Source organism: Oceanisphaera sp. W20_SRM_FM3, from assembly GCF_052119705.1.
Classification (GTDB): Bacteria; Pseudomonadota; Gammaproteobacteria; order Enterobacterales; family Aeromonadaceae; genus Oceanimonas.
Window position 1 is genome coordinate 1 of record NZ_JBGQOP010000040.1, and the last position, 2,767, is coordinate 2,767.

A 2,767-nucleotide genomic window follows, 5' to 3' on the forward strand; every position below is an offset into this window, starting at 1 on the left:
GCTCATAACAAGGCCAATCACAAACGCCAGCAAGCTGGCTGGACTCGCTGACGCTCGCCTGTGTTGGCGGCGTTATGCATGGAAAGTTATGAGCAACCTTCGAAGTTCTGATCTACGAATCAGGCACATAAGAAAGCTAGTCGGCTACAAGTCGTACAACATCACTTGGGACAAGGGTTGCGATGAAACAAGTGAGTGGGTTATCGCCTCGGTTGAAAATCAAAAATATTTTGAAAGGCTTACTAATTGGCTTGGTAGTAAAAATATTTCTCCTGAAAATGAGGCTCTATTAGTTGTTGGCTCATGGGGAAGTATTGAAAGAATTGATTGGTTTAACATTCTTGAAAATCCAATCAATTATTTCGGAAAGGGTTTATTCCATTTATATGACCTAGACTTAAACTGGGTAATGGAAATTCATCAAGAAATTGCAAGGTTTGGCAGATATCGCAGTAATTAAAAAAGCATAACAAGGCGGTCAAACATCGTTCCGCTTCGCTCCACTGGACAGAATTTAAGTAGCTTTTTTGTGGTTTTACTTCGTAAAATGTTTCCACAAAAAACCTACTTAAATTCTGCCGTTTACCGCAACGTTATACGAAAAGGGAGTAAACCTTGGAACATAAATGGACTGCAACCTCTGCAATTTTTGCATCACTTGTTTCTGCACTAGCAGCAATATCTACCACATATTTTTCTAACTCTAATTCTTATGAGTTAGAAGTTTTAAAACTAGAATCTCGATCGCTTGAGATGAAGAGACAGCACTTTGTTGCTAGATGTAAATCTATGAATGAACTTCTTAGAGAAATGTCCCGCGTAATGCCCACACTATATATGGCTGAAAATGAAGACGTTCTCTTTGATAAAGTTTCTAAAATAAGAAGTGATAGTTTAATTGCAAGAAGTTATTTTAGTGATGAGACAAGTGTGAGTTTCAACGAAAGACTAAAGGAGTTAATTTCCGAAGACTTAGAATCTGGAAAAGAGCGAATGGAAAATGTTCAGGTTGCTTCATTGTATGCACTGTCAAAAGAACTAGAAACGTGCAATAAGTCAAACGTCTATCCGCAATGAAGCATTTTCGCGGTATCAGCTAACAGGCCACCGATGTTAGTTGTTTTCTTGAAAGTCATAACAAGGCCAATCACAAACGCCAGCAAGCTGGCTGGACTCGCTGACGCTCGCCTGTGTTGGTGGCGTTATGTCTACGTGGAGAGTTATGAGTAATCTTATAGTAATTGCGAGTTATTCATTTCCTCTGGACGCGAATATTGCTAAAGCGGCATTAAGCAGTGCGGGTATCCCTGCATTTGTCGCAGATGAACATACGATAAATATGCAATGGTTATACTCTAATGCTATGGGTGGTGTTCGAGTGTTAGTCGCCAGGGAACATGAAAGCGCGGCAATCGCTCTTTTGACAAATAATTTCTCATTAGCAGTGGATGCTGAATGTGGTTCTAATATTGAAACATGTCAAAACTGTGGCAGTAAAAATATCGAGCTTCATACCAAAGGAAGGGTTCCAGCCTATTTGCTGTTTATCGTTATAGGGTTTCCTTTGTTCTTTCATAAACATGGTTTTAAATGTTCCGACTGTGGCTACTTCACAGAGACATAACAAGGCCAATCACAAACGCCAGCAAGCTGGACTCGCTGACGCTCGCCTGTGTTGGTGGCGTTATATGTTTAAGATGGTTGATACTAAAGTTTTCACTTCCGATAAGCATTGGGCATTTACTTTATCTACTTTGCGCAGTTTTCTTGCCGACCAATCCAGAGATTTAAGTTGATCGGTAAGAACGACTCCTTCTGTTTTTTTGGTTCCTTGAATTTTCACTTCGAAAGGGTACCCTTTCTCTTGATTTGTAACAGGGCAAAGCCAAGCAAAGCCGGTGACTTTGTTGAACTGAAAAGAGCTTAATACTAGAGCGGGACGCTTACCAGCCTGCTCATGATCTGCTTGGGGATCAAAGTCTACGATTACAATATCTCCCACATTTGGTGCGTTGCTCATAGAAGTTCACGTCCAACTTGGTCGGTGAATATTTCCTGATGGCGGTTTTGTGAGGTAACTTGAGCCAGCAAGTCCTCTAACGAGGGTTTGCAAGGTTCAATGACAACAGAGTTACCTCTTTGAACGACATTCACTTTGTCTCCGATGTTCAAAGATAGTGCGTCTAGTATGTTCTTAGGTAGTCTAAGGGCTGCGCTATTGCCCCACTTTGCAATTGATGTAGTCATAGATGACCTCGATTAAGTTCACCGGATTAAGTATATACATTGTAGCTACGATAAAAGCGCTGTCAATGTAAAGCTACTCTCCGCATAAAAAATGGAATACCGGAGTGCAAACATACAACAAGCACATGTTGTCGGCGGTGGTTTTCCGCTGCGCTCCAAACCAGCCGCAAATGCGGGCGTTATGAGTCAGTAATCCGTCAACGCGAGGTCAATTTGTAGACTTATCGCCGAATTGTGCTGGCTGAAAGGGTGGAGCAAAAGAGTAACACCGGCATCGCCTGTTGGAGAATCGAGCAAGGTACTTGGCCTTGGATCTCAATATTAAAATCTCAGCTGGGCACTTCGTTGAACATTCGGTGTACTTCATTCAATATTGGCCAGCGGTAGGGCAGAAGCCTATCTTAAAGCCTGGCGTGATTTCAAGCCGTGCCAGAAGTGAGTTCTTTGTGGAATGGCCCCGAATAAGTAGACACTTCTTCAGAGTGAGGAAGTGTATGCAATACCGAACCAAGCGTAAATT

Annotated in this window: 5 protein-coding genes; 3 read left to right on the top strand and 2 right to left on the bottom strand. The window is 42.0% G+C overall.

The window, feature by feature from the left end; translation table 11 throughout:
• The 3 genes from ACEN2G_RS14145 to ACEN2G_RS14155 all read left to right on the top strand — a co-directional run.
• Positions 1–460: hypothetical protein (locus ACEN2G_RS14145; RefSeq protein WP_442022636.1), on the top strand; the 460-nt coding region annotated here is incomplete at its 5' end.
• Between the two features lie 155 nt (positions 461–615).
• Entirely contained in the window at positions 616–1,077 is a 462-nt protein-coding gene (locus ACEN2G_RS14150; protein ID WP_442022638.1) for a hypothetical protein, read from the top strand.
• A gap of 145 nt (positions 1,078–1,222) precedes the next feature.
• Positions 1,223–1,624, top strand: coding sequence for a putative signal transducing protein (locus ACEN2G_RS14155; protein WP_442022640.1), 402 nt, complete (start codon positions 1,223–1,225; stop codon positions 1,622–1,624).
• Positions 1,625–1,684: 60 nt separating this feature from the next.
• On the opposite strand, the gene mazF is transcribed toward ACEN2G_RS14155, so the two are convergent.
• Positions 1,685–2,020: an endoribonuclease MazF gene (mazF, locus tag ACEN2G_RS14160; RefSeq protein ID WP_442022642.1), complete on the bottom strand. Its 336-nt coding sequence runs from the start codon at positions 2,018–2,020 to the stop codon at positions 1,685–1,687.
• Positions 2,017–2,247, bottom strand: coding sequence for an AbrB/MazE/SpoVT family DNA-binding domain-containing protein (locus tag ACEN2G_RS14165; protein WP_442022644.1), 231 nt, complete (start codon positions 2,245–2,247; stop codon positions 2,017–2,019). Before ACEN2G_RS14165 ends, mazF begins: the two co-directional genes overlap by 4 nt.
• Positions 2,248–2,767 lie beyond the last annotated feature (520 nt).

What these genes read in the sequence shown, in the direction of transcription:
- ACEN2G_RS14155 (WP_442022640.1), top strand. Translation starts at nt 1,223, where the DNA reads ATGAGTAATCTTATAGTAATTGCGAGTTATTCATTTCCTCTGGACGCG.
- mazF (WP_442022642.1), bottom strand. Translation starts at nt 2,020, where the DNA reads ATGAGCAACGCACCAAATGTGGGAGATATTGTAATCGTAGACTTTGAT.
- ACEN2G_RS14165 (WP_442022644.1), bottom strand. Translation starts at nt 2,247, where the DNA reads ATGACTACATCAATTGCAAAGTGGGGCAATAGCGCAGCCCTTAGACTA.